Annotated in this window: 8 protein-coding genes and 1 pseudogene; 3 read left to right on the forward strand and 6 right to left on the reverse strand. The window is 72.9% G+C overall.

Going from position 1 to position 16,120, the window contains the following annotated elements; translation table 11 throughout:
- Positions 1 to 328 precede the first annotated feature (328 nt).
- Positions 329 to 1,102 carry an HNH endonuclease family protein gene (locus ACVV2G_RS20620; RefSeq protein WP_453844211.1) on the reverse strand — a complete coding sequence of 258 codons (774 nt, stop codon included), beginning with the start codon at positions 1,100 to 1,102 and terminating at the stop codon, positions 329 to 331.
- Between the two features lie 134 nt (positions 1,103 to 1,236).
- Between ACVV2G_RS20620 and ACVV2G_RS20625 the strand changes: the two genes are divergently transcribed.
- Positions 1,237 to 1,431 carry an antitoxin gene (locus ACVV2G_RS20625; protein ID WP_453844212.1) on the forward strand — a complete coding sequence of 65 codons (195 nt, stop codon included), beginning with the start codon at positions 1,237 to 1,239 and terminating at the stop codon, positions 1,429 to 1,431.
- A gap of 250 nt (positions 1,432 to 1,681) precedes the next feature.
- On the opposite strand, the gene mfd is transcribed toward ACVV2G_RS20625, so the two are convergent.
- Entirely contained in the window at positions 1,682 to 5,215 is a 3,534-nt protein-coding gene (gene mfd, locus ACVV2G_RS20630; RefSeq protein WP_453844213.1) for a transcription-repair coupling factor, read from the reverse strand.
- A gap of 442 nt (positions 5,216 to 5,657) precedes the next feature.
- On the opposite strand from mfd, the pseudogene ACVV2G_RS20635 reads away from it, so the two are divergent.
- A pseudogene (locus ACVV2G_RS20635) lies at positions 5,658 to 5,879 on the forward strand (HAD family hydrolase); the annotation flags it as partial.
- Between the two features lie 699 nt (positions 5,880 to 6,578).
- Here the strand turns inward: ACVV2G_RS20635 and ACVV2G_RS20640 are convergent.
- Together ACVV2G_RS20640 and ACVV2G_RS20645 are read right to left on the reverse strand one after the other, a co-directional pair.
- Complete coding sequence (locus ACVV2G_RS20640) at positions 6,579 to 9,143, reverse strand: ABC transporter permease (protein ID WP_453844214.1); 2,565 nt, start codon at positions 9,141 to 9,143, stop codon at positions 6,579 to 6,581.
- Positions 9,140 to 9,928 carry an ABC transporter ATP-binding protein gene (locus tag ACVV2G_RS20645; RefSeq protein WP_453844215.1) on the reverse strand — a complete coding sequence of 263 codons (789 nt, stop codon included), beginning with the start codon at positions 9,926 to 9,928 and terminating at the stop codon, positions 9,140 to 9,142. The genes ACVV2G_RS20640 and ACVV2G_RS20645 overlap by 4 nt, the downstream gene beginning before the upstream one ends.
- Positions 9,929 to 10,539: 611 nt before the next feature.
- Here ACVV2G_RS20645 and ACVV2G_RS20650 point away from each other — a divergent pair.
- Entirely contained in the window at positions 10,540 to 12,069 is a 1,530-nt protein-coding gene (locus ACVV2G_RS20650; protein ID WP_453844216.1) for an MFS transporter, read from the forward strand.
- 288 nt (positions 12,070 to 12,357) lie between these two features.
- On the opposite strand, the gene ACVV2G_RS20655 is transcribed toward ACVV2G_RS20650, so the two are convergent.
- Complete coding sequence (locus tag ACVV2G_RS20655) at positions 12,358 to 13,248, reverse strand: coiled-coil domain-containing protein (RefSeq protein ID WP_453844217.1); 891 nt, start codon at positions 13,246 to 13,248, stop codon at positions 12,358 to 12,360.
- A 119-nt stretch (positions 13,249 to 13,367) separates the two neighbouring features.
- Positions 13,368 to 16,115, reverse strand: a complete 2,748-nt coding sequence (locus ACVV2G_RS20660) for an SUKH-4 family immunity protein (protein WP_453844218.1) — start codon at positions 16,113 to 16,115, stop codon at positions 13,368 to 13,370.
- Between the last annotated feature and the right edge of the window lie 5 nt (positions 16,116 to 16,120).

Genomic DNA, 16,120 nt, shown 5'->3' on the forward strand with positions numbered 1-16,120 from the left:
CCGGGTTGCCGAACCGTTGTCGTGCTGGTCACTTACCGTGCCCGGACCGCCCGGACCGCCCGGACCGCCCGGCCGTCGAGACGGACCACCGGCTCGGGGCGGGACGCGCGGCAGGCCCGCCGCCGGCAGGGGCGCGATCACCCGGCCCAGCCCGAAAGGTCCTCGACGGCGAACGCGGGCCGGCTGTCGGCCATGTCCCGGAACCGCTCCAGCATCTCCGGGCGCTCGGCGAGGCTCGAGATGTTCAACTCCACGCGGTCACCGTAGGCAGGGCGGCCAACGGTCCGGAAACGGTTCTTCGCCGGCCCGCCCCGGGGGCCGCCCCGGCTCAGCCGCCGCACTGCCGGAGCATCTCCTGCCGGTCCGGTGCGGTCACCGCCAGTTCGTACTTCACGGCGACCTGGGCGAAGCGGACCGCGTAAGCGCAGCGGATCGACTTGTCCGGCGGGAGCCAGGACGCCGGTCCGGAGTCGCCCTTGGCGGAGTTGGCGCGGCCCTGGACGGGGAGCAGGTTGAGCGGGTCGTTCGCCAGTTGCTCGCGCTTGCTCTCCGCCCACCGCGAGGAGCCCATCTGCCAGCTGTACGACAGCGGCACGACGTGGTCGATCTGGACCTCGCCCGCTTCCTGCTTGCGCCACTCGATGGTCGTGCGGGTGTACGGGTCGTCCAGCGTCATGGCGACGACCACGCAGTCGGAGCCGGAGCGGAAGCGCAGATCCTGACCGTCGCGCTTCAGGAGATCGTTCCTTGTGTCGCAGCCGTTGCGGGCCAGCGGCACCCCGTCCGCCGTGTCCATCCAGGCGTAGCCGAACTCGTCGCGGTCGTATCCCGTCCGGGGGCCGCGCCCCTTGGTCCGCAGGCCGTCGATGAGCTCGCGGGCCGTCGCCTTCGGCTTGTCGCCCGTGACCGGGGCGAGGCCGGGTTCGGTTCCGTCCGGGTTGCGCAGGGGGCTGACGGCCTGCCCGGCGGCCGGCGCCTCGGCACCGCCACCCGGGGACGAGGCACCGTCGCCGTCGAGGCCCTCGCATCCGGTGACCAGGGTCAGGGCGAGGGCAGCCCCGGTCACGCCCCATCCGGTGCGAATTCTGTCGTGCCGCCTCATGCGCGCCCCTCCCCTTGCCGTTCGCCGTACCACCGTAGCGACAGAGAGGTCCAGTCCACATGGTGCCTTATCGGGCATCTCGGACATATCTGTCGTACGGTCGACAGTGAGTCCCGTTCCGGAAGGAGCTGTGCATGGGCATCCTCGACAAGGTGAAGAGCATGGCCGGCAAGGACAAGGACAGGTCCAGGAAGATGTCCGACGCCGCCGAGCAGCAGGTCAACCAGAGGACCGGGGGCAAGCACAAGAAGCAGGTCGACTCCGCACAGCAACGGGCCGAGGGCAAGCTCGGCTTCGGGCGCGGGCGGGGTGGGCCTGAACACCGGTAGAGCACTCCCGCACCGCGAACACGTCGAAGCCGTCCACGGGCCTGTACCCGTGGGCGGCTTCGACGTGAACGGCTTCTTTCGCGCCACGGGCCGGGCTCCGTCAGCCCGTGGACGGCCCCTTCCGCGCGAGGATGGCCTCCTCAGCCCGTGGACGGCCCCGCCCGGGGCGGGGGCGGCCTCCTCGACCGTGGGCGGCCCCTGCCGTGCGGGGACCGCTCCTCGGCCCGTGGGTGGATTTCCCGGCGGGTGGCTACGAGCCGAGGATCGAGGTCAGGAACTCCCCCACCCAGCCGAGCAACTCGCGCCCGACCAGCGGCTTGCCGCCCACCTTCGCGGTCTTGGGGCGCGGCACCAGCACCTGGTTCGCGTTGGCCCTGATGACGCTGCCGGGGTAGAGCCGCTTGAGCCTCAGTTCCTGCGACTCGCGCAACTCCACCGGCGCGAACCGGATGTTGTTGCCCTGGAGCACGATCTCGCCGACGGCGCACGCCCGCGCGAGCATGCGCAGGCCCGCCACCAGGAGCAGGTTCTCCACCGGTTCCGGCAGTTTGCCGTAGCGGTCGACGAGTTCCTCGCGTACGGCCTTGACGTCGTCCTCGCTGTTGACGGAGGCGATGGACCGGTACGCCTGGAGCCGGAGCCGCTCGCCGGGGGCGTAGTCGTGCGGGACGTGCGCGTCGACGGGCAGCTCGATCTTGACCTCGAGCGGCGGCTCCTCCTCGACACCGCCCTCCAGGGAGGCCCGGTAGTCGGCGACGGCCTCGCCGACCATCCGCACGTACAGGTCGAAGCCGACGCCCGCGATGTGTCCGGACTGCTCGCCGCCGAGGAGGTTGCCGGCGCCGCGGATCTCCAGGTCCTTCATCGCCACGTACATGCCCGCGCCCATCTCGGTGTGCTGGGCGATGGTGGCGAGCCGCTCGTGCGCGGTCTCGGTCAGCGGCTTCTCCGGCGGGTAGAGGAAGTACGCGTAGCCGCGCTCCCGGCCGCGGCCGACCCGGCCGCGCAGCTGGTGCAGCTGGCTGAGACCGAAGTTGTCGCCGCGCTCGACGATGAGGGTGTTGGCGTTGGAGATGTCGATGCCGGACTCGACGATGGTCGTGGAGACCAGCACGTCGAACTTCTTCTCCCAGAAGTCGACGACGACCTGCTCCAGGGCCTGTTCGGACATCTGGCCGTGGGCGGTTGCGATGCGCGCCTCGGGCACGATCTCGCGGAGCTTGGCCGCCGCGCGGTCGATGGACTCGACGCGGTTGTGGATGTAGAAGACCTGGCCCTCGCGCAGCAGCTCGCGGCGGACGGCGGCGCCGATCTGCCGGTGCTCGTAGGGGCCGACGAAGGTCAGCACCGGGTGGCGCTCCTCCGGCGGGGTGGTGATCGTCGACATCTCGCGGATGCCGGTGACCGCCATCTCCAGGGTGCGCGGGATGGGTGTGGCGGACATGGTCAGCACGTCGACGTTGGCGCGGAGCTTCTTCAGCTGCTCCTTGTGCTCGACGCCGAAGCGCTGCTCCTCGTCGACGATGACCAGGCCCAGGTCCTTGAACCTGGTCTCGGAGGAGAAGAGCCGGTGGGTGCCGATGACGATGTCCACCGAGCCCTCGCGCAGCCCCTCCAGGGTCGCCTTGGCCTCGCTGTCGCTCTGGAAGCGGGACAGCGCCTTCACGCTCACCGGGAACTGCGCGTACCGCTCGCTGAACGTCCCGAAGTGCTGCTGCACCAGCAGGGTCGTCGGCACGAGTACGGCGACCTGCTTGCCGTCCTGGACGGCCTTGAAGGCGGCCCGCACGGCGATCTCGGTCTTGCCGTAGCCGACGTCGCCGCAGATCAGGCGGTCCATGGGGACCGTCTTCTCCATGTCCTCCTTGACTTCGGCGATGGTGGTGAGCTGGTCGGGGGTCTCCGCGTAGGGGAAGGCGTCCTCCAGCTCGCGCTGCCAGGGGGTGTCCGCGCCGAACGCGTGCCCGGGCGCCGCCATCCGCGCGCTGTAGAGCTTGATCAGGTCGGCGGCGATCTCCTTGACCGCCTTCTTCGCACGGGCCTTGGTCTTGGTCCAGTCGGCACCGCCCAGGCGGTGCAGGGTGGGGGCCTCGCCGCCGACGTACTTGGTGATCTGCTCCAGCTGGTCGGTCGGGATGTACAGGCGGTCGCCGGGCTGGCCGCGCTTGGCGGGGGCGTACTCCACGACCAGGTACTCGCGGGTGGCGCCCTGCACGGTGCGCTGGACCATCTCGATGTAGCGGCCCACGCCGTGCTGCTCGTGGACGATGTAGTCGCCCGCCTCCAGTGTGAGCGGGTCGATGGTCTTGCGGCGCCGGGCCGGCATCCGGGCGCCCTCGCGGCCCGCGGCCTTCTGGCCGGTCAGGTCCGTCTCGGTGAGCACGGCCAGCTTGAGCGCCGGGTCGACGAAGCCGAAGTCGATCGAGCCGCAGGAGACGTGCACGACGGAGGGGCTCAGGGTGCCGAGGTCGTTGTCGAGGCGGGCCGCGATGCCCTCGCCGCCGAGGACCTCGACGGTGCGGGCGGCCGGGCCGTGGCCCTCGGTGACGTAGACCGCGCGCCAGCCGTCGGCGAGCCAGCCCTTGGTGTCGGCCAGCGCCTTCGCGGTGTCGCCGCGGTAGGTGTCGGGGGCGTGCATGCCGAGCTTGAGGGTGTCAGCGTCCTCCAGCGCGTCGTCGGCGGCGAAGGGCGAGACCGACCACCACATCACGTCCAGCTCGCGGGCCCGCTCCCGGACGTCCGCGAGGGACCACAGGGAGGCCGCGTCGACGTCGATCGGCGCCTCGCCGCCGCCCGCGGTGGCCGCCCAGGAGGCCTGGAGGAACTCCTGGCTGGTGGCCACGAGGTCGGCGGCCCGCGTGCGCACCCGCTCCGGGTCGCAGACGAGGGCCATCGCACCCTTGGGCAGCACGTCCAGCAGCAGTTCCATGTCCTCGACGAGGACGGGGGCCAGGGACTCCATGCCCTCGACCGCGATGCCCTCGGCGATCTTGCCGAGCAGTTCGCCCAGCTCCGGGTGGTCCTCGGCGAGGACCCGGGCACGCTCCCGTACGTCCTCGGTGAGCAGCAGCTCGCGGCAGGGCGGGGCCCACAGGCCGTGCTCGGCGACCTCCAGGGAACGCTGGTCGGCGACCTTGAAGTAGCGGATCTCCTCGACCTCGTCGCCCCAGAACTCGACGCGCAGGGGGTGTTCCTCGGTCGGCGGGAAGACATCCAGGATGCCGCCGCGCACGGCGAACTCACCGCGCTTCTCCACCAGCTCCACGCGCGCGTACGCGGCGGCCGCCAGGGCCTGGACGATCTCTTCGAGATCGGCGCTCCGTCCGCTGCGCAGGGCGACCGGCTCCAGCTCACCGAGGCCCTTGACCTGCGGTTGGAGCACGGAGCGCACCGGTGCGACGACGACGGAGACCGGGCCGGTCTCGGGGTCGTCGGGGCGGGGGTGGGCCAGGCGGCGCAGGACGGCCAGGCGGCGGCCGACGGTGTCGCTGCGGGGGCTGAGGCGCTCGTGCGGAAGGGTCTCCCAGGAGGGGTACTCCACGACGCCCTCCGGCGGGAGCAGGGAGCGCAGGGCGGCGGCCAGGTCCTCCGCCTCGCGTCCCGTGGCGGTCACCGCCAGCACGGGGCGACCCGTCTCGCGGGCCAGCGCGGCGACCGAGAAGGCTCGGGCGGCGGGGGGGCCGACCAGGTCGACGTGCATGCGGTTGCCGTCTGCGGCCGCCGAGATCGCTTCCGCGAGGGCGGTGTCCTTGACGACGGCGTCGAGCAGACCGTGCAGGCTCATGGAGGGGGCGCTTCCGTCCTGGGGTGTAGCCGGGATGTGTCTGGGGGGGCGTCGGAGTGTCTGGGGTGCGTCCGGGGGTGTCTGGGTGTGTCCGGGGGCGTCTGGCGTCTGGCGTCTGGCGTCTGGCGGGGTGTGTCCGGGTCTGTGCGGGGTGTGTCCGGGTCTGTCTGAGGTGTGCAACGCGAGTAACCCGGCGGGGTGAGGACCGGGGGTCTCCAGCGTACGACGCTGCGCGGGCCGGCGCGGGGGCTGTGGACGGCGTCGGCTGCCGGATCGACCACAGATCGACGCGGGAGCGTCGTGCGAACCGGCGCCTGGTCGCCCGGCAAGAGACGCACGAGGAGATCCCCGGGAACTCGTCCCCTACTCCTCCGACTAACCGCGGTCCCCCTCGCCTTCGGGCGGCGGGGACCGTTTCGTCATGCCCGGCTGCCCCGCCCGCATGATTCGCGCTGTGATCTTCGACGTCGGAGAGACCCTGGTCCGAGACGATCGGTACTGGTCGTCATGGGCCGGCTGGCTCGACACTCCCCGGCACACCGTATCCGCGCTCGTCGGCGCAGTCGTCGCCCAAGGCCGCGACAACGCGGACGCCCTGCGTCTCATCCGCCCCGGCATCGACATCCCCGCCGAGTACGCCGCACGACCTGTCCGCGCGGCTGGTGGACTGATGCGCTGGGCAGCGAACCAGACCGAGGACCGCATCGCGCAGGCCACGGCCGCCTACGTGCGTTCGGAGACGTTCTTCGCCGCCCGCGCCCACGGTCCCGGGCTCCGCGCACTCGAGCAGGCCATCGACGCCAGCCCGAGCCCGCTCAGCAGGCCATCAACCGCCGCCCGCGGCGCACTGCACATGCGGGCCGACAGGCTACGGGCAAGCCCACGCAGGTGTGGTGTGCCGAGTGCAGGGCGCGCGTACTCCTGACGCACCACCGCCTCATCCCACGTCCCTGGCTGGGGGATTCCGGGGTGTACCTGACCTACGCCCACGCCGGTCCCTGTCCAGCCGCAGGGAGGCGGGGCGATGGAGCACTGCGCGCGGTGTGACCGGCTGCCCCCCGTTCCTCCTGCGACGTGATCGCGCGACCCGGGGCGTCCGGCGCCGGCGCTGCACCAACCTGCCCCGGTCCACCCCTCACTTCGAGACGAAGCGAGCGAAACATGAGCCGCCCCGACCGCCGACTGATCGTCCTGTACCTGACCGTGCTGGTGGTGCTGCCGGCCGCCCTCGCGCTGGGCACCTTCGCCGCCACCGGCACCACCGACTGACCGCCCCCTGCGCGGCACCCACCCGGGTGCCGCGCTTTCTTCCGCTTCGGTGACACCCCTTAGGTGCACTGTCCCGGTGCGGTGGCTGTCGGTGTCACTCCGTCGCGATGGCGTTCAGGACGTTCATGCGGCCCGCGCGGAACGCCGGGACCATCGCGGCGAACAGGCCCACGAAGGCCGAGCCGATGAAGACGCCGATGATCGTCGGCCAGGGGATCTCGAGGACGTTGAGTCCCTCCAGGGCGAGCAGCCTCTGGGCCGTAGCACCCCAGCCCATGCCCAGCCCCAGGCCCAGCAGGGCGCCGAAGAGGGCGATGACGACGGACTCCAGGCGGATCATCCGGCGCAGCTGGCGGCGGGAGAGGCCGATCGCACGCATGAGGCCGATCTCGCGGGTCCGCTCCACCACCGACAGCGCCAGGGTGTTCACCACACCGAGGACGGCGACGATGATCGCCAGGGCGAGCAGGCCGTAGACCATGTTCAGCAACTGGCCGACCTGGTCCTTCAGCTCCTGCTTGTAGTCGGTCTGGTCGGCCACCTGGTACTGCGGGTACGGGTCCATCGACTTCTTCAGCGCCGCGTACGCCTGCTCCGTCTGGCCGTCCTCGGCCTTGGCGAACATCATCGTGTTCGGCGGGATGCGGTCGGCCGGCAGGTACTTCCGCATCGTCTCGATGCTGATGTACCGCGCGCCCTGGTCGAGGGCCACGTCGTCGTCCGTGATCGCGGCGACCTTCAGCTCGGCGGTCTCGCCGCCCTCGAAGGCGACGGAGAGGGTGTCGCCGACGTGCACGTCGTACTTCTTCGCGTAGTCCGTGCCGACCGACATGGCGTCCGGCCCGTAGGCGGCCGAGAGCTTGCCCTCCGTCGTCGCGCGGTTCACGTCCTGGGCGTAGGTCGGGTCGGCGGCCGTGATGCCTTCGTCGTCCGTCCTGCCGTCGGGCGAGGTCAGCGTGGCGTCGAGCATCTTGTAGCGGGTCACGTGCTCCAGGCCGGGCGTGTCCTGCATCGCCTTCTCGGCCTGCGGCACGATCCGCTGGTTGCCCTGGACGATGAAGTCCGCGCCGACCGTCCTGTCCAGCTCGCTCGTGGCCGAAGCGACCATGGAGGAGCCGACCACCGAGAGGCAGGCCACCAGCGCGAGGCCGATCATCAGGGCGGCGCCCGTGGCGCCGGTGCGGCGCGGGTTGCGCAGGGCGTTGCGCTCGGCCAGGCGGCCGACGGGGCCGAAGGCCCGCAGCAGCACCGCGCTGATCACCCGCACCACGATGCCGGCCAGCAGCGGCCCGATGACGACGAAGCCGATGAGCGACAGCACGATGCCCGCGCCGAGCATCAGCGCACCCTCGCTCGCCTTGTCGGAGGCGGCGGCCGTGAGCAGGGCCGTGACACCGGCACCGGTGAGGACCAGGCCGATCAGGCCGCGTATCAGGCCGGCCTTGCCGTCGGCCGGCGTCCCCGCGTCGCGCAGGGCGGCCATCGGGGAGATCCGGCCGGCGCGGCGGGCCGGCAGGTAGGCGGCCAGGACGGTGACGACGATGCCGAGGACCAGGCCGACCACGGGGGTCGCCGTCTTGATGGTCAGGTCGTCGGTGGACAGGTTCATGCCCGCCGCCGACATCAGCTTCATCAGGCCGACGGCTATCCCGACACCGGCCGCGACACCCAGGACCGAGCCGACGACGCCGAGGAGGAGGGCCTCGACCAGCACCGAGCGGTTGACCTGCCGGCGGGAGGAGCCGATGGCCCGCATGAGGCCGATCTCGCGGGTGCGCTGGGCGACCAGCATGGAGAAGGTGTTGATGATCAGGAAGATGCCGACCAGGAACGCGATGCCGGCGAAGCCGAGCATGGCGTACTTGATGATGTCCATGAACTCGCCGAGTTCCTGGCGGTTCTCGTCGGAGTTCTCCTTGGCCGTCTGCACCTTGTAGGTGCCGTCCGTGACCCGGGAGACGTTCTGCTTGAGCTGCGCGTCGGAGACGCCGGCCGCGGCGGTGACGTTGAGCTGGGTGAACCTGCCGGTGGCGCCCAGCAGTTCGCGCTGGGCGGTGGGCGTGTCGAAGTAGACGACGGCGGCGCCAGGGTTGGTCACCGTGAAGGAGGCGACGCCGACGATCCTCGCCTTGAAGTCGCCGGTCTGCGCGATGGTGCGCAGTTCGTCGCCGAGCTTCAGGTCGTGCTTGTCGACGGTGTCGGCGTCGACCATCACCTCGGTCGGCCCGCGTGGGGCGTGCCCGGAGGTGATCTCCATCGACCGCAGTTCGTTCTCGGTCCAGTTGCCGGCGATGGTCGGACCGCCGTCGGTGGCGCCCACGTTGTCGTTCTCGCTGTCGACGACGGTCACGTTCATCGAGGCGACCGCGCCCTCGGCCGACTTGACGCCTTCGGCCTCGCGGACCTGCTCCAGCGCGGAGGCCGGAAGCGCCTCGGGCACGCCGTTCTGCGGGGTCTCCTCGCCCTCGGCGTCCTTCGGCATGACCGTCACGTCCGACGCCGTGACCGCGAAGAGCTTGTCGAAGGTGGTGTTCATCGTGTCCGTGAACACCAGAGTCCCGCACACGAACGCCACCGACAGCAGCACTGCCACCGCCGAGAGCGCCATGCGGCCCTTGTGCGCGAAGAAGTTGCGCATCGAGGTCTTGACGACGGTCATGACGTGCGCCCCCGGGCGTCGAAGTCCTTCATGCGGTCGAGGACGGCCTCCGCGGTCGGCTTGTGCATCTCGTCCACGATCCTGCCGTCGGCGAGGTACAGCACCCGGTCCGCGTAACTGGCGGCCACCGGGTCGTGGGTGACCATCACGATGGTCTGTCCCAGTTCGGTGACCGAACGGCGCAGGAAGCCCAGCACTTCGGCGCCGGCGCGCGAGTCGAGGTTCCCGGTCGGTTCGTCACCGAAGATGATCTCGGGGCGCGCGGCGAGGGCCCGCGCCACCGCGACCCGCTGCTGCTGGCCGCCGGAGAGCTGGGTTGGCCGGTGCTTCAGCCGCCCGGCGAGTCCCACCGTCTCCACGACCCGGTCCAGCCACGCGCGGTCGTACTTGCGCCCGGCGATGTCCATGGGCAGCGTGATGTTCTCGATCGCGTTCAGTGTCGGGAGCAGGTTGAAGGCCTGGAAGATGAAGCCGATCCGGTCCCGGCGCAGCTGTGTGAGCTTCTTGTCCTTCAGCCCGGTGATCTCGGTCTCGTCAAGGTAAATCTGGCCACTGGTGACGGTGTCCAGGCCGGCCAGGCAGTGCATCAGGGTCGACTTGCCCGACCCCGACGGGCCCATGATGGCGGTGAACCGGCCCCGGGCTATGTCCACGTCCACGTGGTCGAGGGCGACGACCCGGGTCTCGCCCGACCCGTAGGCCTTCACGACCTGCCGCGCTCGCGCGGCAACGGCCGTACGCCCTCCAGCGTCCCCGTGCCTGGGAATGGTTACGGCCGATGTCATGTCAAGTCTCCTATGTCGGTCATGGTCCGAGCCGCCGGTGCCGGCGGTGAACGCTGAGCGGTACCGCTGGTCGTGTCGCTGGAACGCGTCGCTTGAAAGTCGTGCTTGTACGTCGTGCTCGTACGGGGCGCGGGAACGTCGTCGTGCTCGTGCGTCGTGCTTGTACGTGGTGCGGGGACGTCGTGCTCGTACGTGGTGCGGGAGTTGCGTCGTGCTCGTATGTGGTGTTTCTGCGTGGTGCTCGGGCTTCGTGTCGGCTACGTCGAAGAGTCTGGCCGGAACCAGGGGGCGAGCGCGCTGAGGTACAGCACACTCTTCTCCTGGGGAAAACCCCACCCCCACGGGTCCGGTTCGCCGCCCCCAGCGGCGTAAAGCCAGACTAAGGACGCCACCGGCCCGTCTCGTCCTCCGTCGGTACGAACCCTCCCCGACCCGTAGTACGGAGGTACCCCTAGGGGCAGTCCGCCCTTCGGCGGAGCCCGCCTAGGGGTCGACTCCGCCCCGAGGCCCACCCGGCGTCCGCCCTCCCGCGGCGTCGGGGACAAGTGGCAAGCTGACTCCGGCAGATGGATGCAGGGGGAACGCAAGGGGGAGGCACCCAGGTGGACGGCGTGGACGGCACCAGACCCGCGACACACGAGGTCCCGCGGGGCACGGGCCCGGACCGGCGCGGTGCCGTCGTCGCCGCCCTGATGCTCACCATGGGGCTGGCGGCGCTCGACGCCACGATCGTCTCGACCGCGGTCCCGCAGATCGTCGGCGACCTCGGCGGCTTCTCCCTCTTCTCCTGGCTCTTCTCCGGCTACCTGCTGGCCGTCACCGTCACGCTGCCCGTCTACGGCAAGCTCTCCGACACCTTCGGCCGCAAGCCGGTCCTGGTGGCGGGGGCGGCGCTCTTCCTCCTCGGCTCCCTGCTGTGCGCGCTGGCCTGGAACATGGGCGCCCTGATCGCCTTCCGGGTCCTGCAGGGCCTGGGCGGCGGCGCCCTCCAGGGCACCGTGCAGACGCTCGCCGCGGACCTGTACCCGCTCAAGGACCGGCCGAAGATCCAGGCCAGGCTCTCCACGGTGTGGGCGGTGTCCGCGGTGGCGGGCCCCGGCCTGGGCGGAGTTCTGGTCGCCTACGCCGACTGGCGCTGGATCTTCCTCATCAACCTGCCCGTCGGCGCGCTCGCCCTGTGGCTGATCGTCCGCCACCTGCACGAGCCGCCGCGGGAAACGGACGGCACGCGCGCGCGTGTCGACTGGGCGGGCGCGCTGGCCGTGTTCGCCTGCGGCGGCGTGCTGCTCACCGTCCTGGTGCAGGGCGGGGTGGCCTGGCCGTGGCTGTCGGCGCCCTCGCTCGCCCTCCTGACGACGGGCCTCGCCCTGCTGGCGGCCGTGGTGGTGATCGAGCGGCGGGCGGCGGAGCCGATCATCCCCGGCTGGGTGTGGCGGCGCCGTACGATCGCCGCGGTGAATCTGGCGCTCGGCGCGCTGGGCGTGCTGATGGTGGCGCCGACCGTGTTCCTGCCCACCTACGCCCAGTCGGTGCTGGGCCTGGCACCCGTGGCCGCCGGTTTCGTGCTGTCCGTGTGGACGCTGAGCTGGCCGGTGTCGGCGGCCCTGAGCCAGCACGTGTACCGCAGGATCGGCTTCCGCAACACGGCGATGCTCGGGATCGGCACCGCCTCCCTGCTCCTGTTCGCCTTCCCCTTCCTGCCCTACCCCGGCGAGGCCTGGCAGCCGGCCCTCCTGATGCTGCTGCTCGGGGCCGCGCTCGGCCTCTTCCAGCTGCCTCTCATCGTCGGGGTCCAGTCCACGGTCGGCTGGTCGGAACGGGGCACCGCGACCGCCTCCATCCTCTTCTGCCGCCAGACCGGACAGACCCTCGGCGCGGCGGCCTTCGGCGCGCTCGCCAACGGGGTGCTGGCCGCACGACTGGGCCGGACGGGCGGCGGCCTCGGCGCCGGCGAGCACGGCGCCGGCAACCTCGACCCGGTGACCAGGGCCCTGGATTCGGGAGCCGCCGGCGAGTCCGTGCGGCGGGCGATCGCCGACGCCGTGCACGCGGTGTACCTGGGCGCGGCGGGTGCGGCGGCGCTCGCGTTCCTGGTGCTGCTGGTGGTGGCGCCGCGCCGGTTCCCGGTGCTCCAGGACTGACGTCGCGGTGCCGGCGCCGGCCGGGCGACGGGGCGGTACGCCGGTGCGCATGGCGCGGGGGTGTCCGGCCGCGGCCGGACGGCCCGGACGCCTCGGTCACCCCGGACGCCTCGGACGCCTCGGACACCCCGGAGGCCCCGGAGGCCCCGGAGGCCCAGACACCTCGGACGCCCCAGACGCCTTAGACGCCCCGGACACCTCGGAGCACCTCAGACATTTCGGACGCCCCAAACACCCCGGACACCTCGAAAGTCCCCAACACCCCGGACATCCCGGACACCCCAGACGTCACTCCACCGCCCGTCCCGTCAGCGTACGGAGATTGCTGCGCACGGAGGCCATGTGGGCCTGGAGTTCGTCCCACCGCTCCCCGTGCTCGCGCAGCACCCGCTCGGTCTCGCGGGCGATCCGCTCCTGCCGCGCCCGGGCCTCGGCGACCACCTCGGCCGCCCGGGCCCTGGCCTGCTCCTGCCGCCGCCCGGCCGCCTCCTCGGCATCGGCCAGGGCCCGCCTCGCCTCGTCCACGCCCTGCTCGGCGCGCGCCACCAGCTCCGCGTGGTGCGCGTCCAGGGTTCGCGTCCGCTCGTCCAGCGCGCGTTCGGCGGCGGCGCGCCGTTCGGCGTGCTCCCGGTTCTGCTCGGCGAGCATCCCGGTGGTCCGCCTGCGCATCTCACGCAGCACCGACAGCGCCTCTCCGCGTCCGGCCTTGACCTCGCACCGCGCCTCGATCCGCGCCCCGTCGGCCTCCGCACGCGCCGCGAGCAGCCGCTGCCGGGCCCGTTCGTCGGCCTCGGCGCGTACGGCGTCGGCGTGCGCCCGCGCCGCCTCACGCACCCCGGCCGCGTGCGCCCGCGCCTGCTCCAGCAGACCCTCCGCCGCGCTCCGGGCCGCCTCCCGTACCGCCTCGGCCTCCTCCTGCCCGAGCAGGAACAGGCGCCGCGCGCGCTCCCCGAGCGCCTCGTAGTCCTGCGGGGTGAGCTGTGCGGCCGCTTCCCGCAGCTCCGCCAGATCCTCCCCCATCTCCCGGGCGAGCACGGTCAGCCGGGCGGCCCGCTCCCAGGCCGCGTCGCGTTCCTCGGAGAGGGCCGCGGCACACGCCTCCACCTGCTCGGGACGGTAGCCGCGCGCACGCCCGCGTACGGTCACGAAGCCGTGCGGGGACGCCGACGCGCTGCTCATCCTCATCACCCCTGCGGTGTACCTGTCGCGCTCAATGGACTTACCCGACTTTATGGATCAGAGGTAAGCCGACATCATGCGACACACCGCCCGTCGGATGCGTCAGCGGCGGCGCCGCCTCACAGCAGCCCGTCCCACATCTGCTCCAGCAGCACCGACCACCAGCTCTCCGGAGAGCCGAGCGCCGCCGGGTCCAGTGCGGCCAGCTGCGCCTGGAAGTCCACCGTCCAGCGGCCCGCCTGCTCCTGGTTCAGGCCGAACCTCAGGCGCCACATACGGCCCAGCAGCGCCAGACTGCGCGCGAACTCCGGCAGCCCCGTGTTCACAAACTGCGGCGGCACGGGCGCGCCGCCCGGCCCCGCCTCCACCGGCACCGCGACGATGGCCGCCGTGCCGTACTGCACACAGATCGCCCGGCCGAAGTCACTGCCCACGACGAGGTACGAGCCCGCGTCCGAGGCCGGCTGCACCCCCCGCTCGACCGCCAGCTCCGCCAGCGTCGGCACCGGACGCCCCGGCTGGGCCTGCGCCCAGAAGAACGGGCCCATGTCCATCGGCAGTCCCGCCGCCACCAGCGTGTGCGCCACGACCGGCGGCACGCCCTGCCGGGAGACCGCGGCCTGCTCGAACCGGAAGACACCCGGGCCGAAGGCGCCGCCCAGCTCCTGCCCGATGGCCTCCGGCGGAACCGGCGGCACCGGCTGCACGTGCGGCAGCGGGGCCCGCACCGGCGCCGGCCGGGCCGGACCGTCGGCCACCTGGTGCAACTCGCCCTGGTGCGCCAGGAGTTGCCGCATACCCTGCTGCCGGCTCGCGTGGTCCGTGCCGTACAGGGCGATGGAGGTGATCCGCGCCTGGGGCCACTGCTCCCGGATCATCCGCGCGCAGTACGCGCCCGGCAGCTCGCACGACTCCAGCTCCGTGTGCAGCTCCAGCACCTGGTCCGGCGGTACGTTCATGGCCCGCAGCTCGTGGAAGATCTGCCACTCCGGGTGCGGCGTGCCCGGCGCCGAACGCCGGATCAGCTGCTGCTCGGAACCGTCCTGGGCGCGGTAGCGCAGCACGGCCTGGTAGCCCGGACCGACGGTCGGCAGACCGGCGGGCTGCTGCGGGTAGCCGTACGCGGGCGGCTGACCGGGGGCGGGCCCGCCCGGCGGCGGCACGGCACCCGGCGGCATGGGCTGCGCGGCGCCGGGGGCGCCCGGCGGTGGCGGAGGTGTGCCGGGGCCGCCCACCGGGGGCGCGGCCAGCACGGTCTGCGCGTGGTGCACGGCACCGCGTGCACCTCCGGAGGAACCCTGGGGGCCCGGCGCGCCGGGAACACCGGGAGCGGCGGGAGGCGGAGGCACCCCCGGACCACCGGACGCTCCCGGCACCCCCGGAGCACCGGGAGGCGGGGGCGGTCCGGGCTGCCGGGGCGCGCCGCCGCCCGTCCGGCCCGGGCCGGCCAGCATCGTCGCGGCGTGGTGCATCCCGCCCGGCGGCGTCCCACCGGGAGCGGCCGGCGCACCCGGCGTCCCCTGTCCGGCGGGCGGCTGCGGGGCGTTCGGCGGAGGCGGCGTCCCACCGGAGGAGTTCGGCGCAGGCGGCGGGCCCGGCGGCGTCCCACCGGGAGCGTTCGGCGGGGCCGGCGTTCCGGGGCCGCCGTCCGGACCCTCGGGGCCGAGTGACGACACCAGCTGCGTCGGTACGTAGCCGCCCGCCGGCGCCCCCGGCACGGCGGGCCCCGACGGCTCGGGCGTACTTCCGGACCGCGCGCCCGGCACCCCCGGAGCGCCCGGCGGGGGCGGGGTGGCCGCACCGCCGTCACGACGGGACGGAGGCGCCGCCTTGCTGGTCGCGGCGTCGGCGCTGTCCCCGGCGTGCGGAGCGAGCGGCCGGGGCGGCGTGGCGGACGCGCCCGGGCCGGCCGACGGCTGCGGCACGGGCGGCGGCGACGCGAGCGACGACGGCGACGCGGGGGGCGGCGTGCCCGTCCCCGCGGTCCCGGGGGACGCGTTCGGGTCCTCGATCGCCGGGGCGACCGCCGTCGGCGGGAGACCGCTGCCGCCCGACATCAGCGTCGTCTTGGCGTCCGGCGGGGCCGCGGGCGGCGGCGTGTCGTGGTCCGCGTTGCTCAGCGGCGGCGCGAACACGGTCTCGGGCAGCGGTACGGAACGGTCCTCACCGGCGTCCGCGTTGGTGTCCGTCCCCGCCCAGGGCGTCGCCCCGGCCGGTGCGCCCGACGCACCGGACGCGTCCGCGTCCGTTCCGGGGCCACCGGCCCCGGCGGCCGGCCACACCGCACCGCTCGCCCCCGCGCCGGCCGAAGCCGCGGGGGCCGACGACGCCGCGTCAGCCGGCGACACGGAGGGAGCCGCGGCGGGAGCGGCCGGCACCGGCATCCCGGCCTGCGTCTCGGGAAGCGCCCCGGACGCCGGGCCGGGAGCGCCACCGGAGCCGGAACCGGAACCGGCGGTGTCGTCGTCGCCGTCCTTCCGCCGCCGGTCCGGGATGCCCAGCTTGTCCGCCGCCTCCTGCAACCACTCCGGCGGGCTCAGCAGGAACGACGTCTGGTTCAGGTCCACCCGCGCCGCGGGCGCCGGACCCGGCTGCGCGGCCTCCTCGGGACGGCCGTACTCCTCCTCGTACCGGCGGATGACCTCGCCCACCGGCAGCGCCGGCCACAGCGTGGCCTCGCCGCTGTCCCGCGCGATCACCAGCCGCTGCGCGCCCCCGTCCGAACGCGGCCCGTCCGCGCGGTCCTCGGCCCACACCACGAACCCGAGGTCGAACTCCCGCACCCGCACCTCACGGTGCTGGTACGCCGGCAGCTCGCCGTTGACCCACTCCTCCGCACGCTCCTGCGCCTGCGCGAACGTCACCATCGTCA

The sequence above is a fragment of the Streptomyces sp. JK94 genome, assembly GCF_053613315.1.